Origin of the sequence: Salegentibacter tibetensis, from assembly GCF_020164485.1 — a bacterium.
Lineage (GTDB): Bacteria > Bacteroidota > Bacteroidia > Flavobacteriales > Flavobacteriaceae > Salegentibacter > Salegentibacter tibetensis.
On record NZ_JAIQZA010000085.1, the window covers coordinates 1 to 1247 of the forward strand.

The 1247-nt window shown below is 45.7% G+C and carries 1 protein-coding gene; it reads left to right on the forward strand.

Annotation, left to right across the window (positions count from 1 at the left end; all coding sequences use genetic code 11):
- Positions 1 to 80 precede the first annotated feature (80 nt).
- The gene (locus LB467_RS18580) at positions 81 to 1040 is read left to right on the forward strand and encodes an IS110 family RNA-guided transposase (protein WP_224475649.1); all 960 of its coding nucleotides are present in this window, start codon (positions 81 to 83) and stop codon (positions 1038 to 1040) included.
- Positions 1041 to 1247 lie beyond the last annotated feature (207 nt).

Here is a 1247-nt window from a genome sequence, read left to right on the forward strand (position 1 = left end):
TATGAAATACCCATGATTTAGCCCACGCAAACACCGATGAGTTTTTTGCTTAAATTTAAGTGATGTAAAAACTTATTGGGATGAAAGCAATTGACTACGAGCAGGTTATTTCCGTGGGATGCGGAATAGATGTGCACAAGGATGTTATTGTTGCTACCGTTAGAAGCAGTAGCAAAGATTATCAGACCAGGCAGTTTACTGCCTATACAAGTTCTTTGACAGAGTTACGAGATTGGTGTAAGGAAGAAGGGGTTACCCATGTGGCTATGGAAAGCACCGGCGTCTATTGGAAGCCGGTTTTTAATATCCTGGAGGAAGATTTCGCGATCATTCTTGTCAATGCCCGGCATGTAAAGAACGTTCCGGGTCATAAGACTGACAAGAAGGATAGTGTCTGGCTGAGTAAGCTGCTTCTGAGTGGTCTTTTAAAAGCTAGTTTCATTCCCACCAGGGAGATCCGGGAACTTCGGGACCTGATGCGTTATAAAAAGAAGAAAGTGCAGTTTGTGGCCTCGGAGACCAACCGGATTATAAAGGTGCTCGAGGACTGCAATATTAAACTCAGCAGTGTGGTCAGTGATGTTAAAGGAGTAAGTGCTTCCAAAATCATTAGTGCTATTATTGATGGTAAGGATGATGTGGCTGGCTTACTGACTCACGTTCATGGCCGGGTAAAGGCAACGCGGGAAGAAATGACCCAGGCTTTAACCGGACGCATTACCCCGCATCACCGCTTTATGCTAAAGATGATCCGCGAGACCATTGACGAGAATGAGAAGCTTATCCAAAAACTAGACGAGCAGATCGCTATTGTAACGGCCAAACACCAGGTGGAATTGGAACTCTTGCAAACCATCGACGGAGTGGGAAAAGATACTGCCCTGGCCATTATCAGTGAGGTGGGAGTCAATATGGATGCCTTTCCAAACCAGCATCACCTGGCGAGTTGGTCAGGGGTGAGTCCGGGAAGCAATGAGAGTGCCGGTAAAAAAAAAGCACCCGCGTCATCCACGGAAACAAACACCTCCAATCGGCATTAGTAGAGGCCGCCTGGGGAGCAACCCGTCGTAAAGAAGGCTACCTAAAAAGGTTTTACCAAAAGCTATTGGTCCGGAAAGGGAGTAAGAAAGCTTTAGTAGCGGTCAGCCATAAGATCATCATAGCAACGTATTTTATTCTTAAGAATAAAGAGGCCTATAAAGAGCCCTTGTTGCAAATCGAAAAAGCGGAGCAGAAGCGTAAAGTGA

Bases quoted from the DNA above. Each gene is read 5' to 3' on its own strand.
- LB467_RS18580 (WP_224475649.1), top strand. From the start codon at position 81: ATGAAAGCAATTGACTACGAGCAGGTTATTTCCGTGGGATGCGGAATA.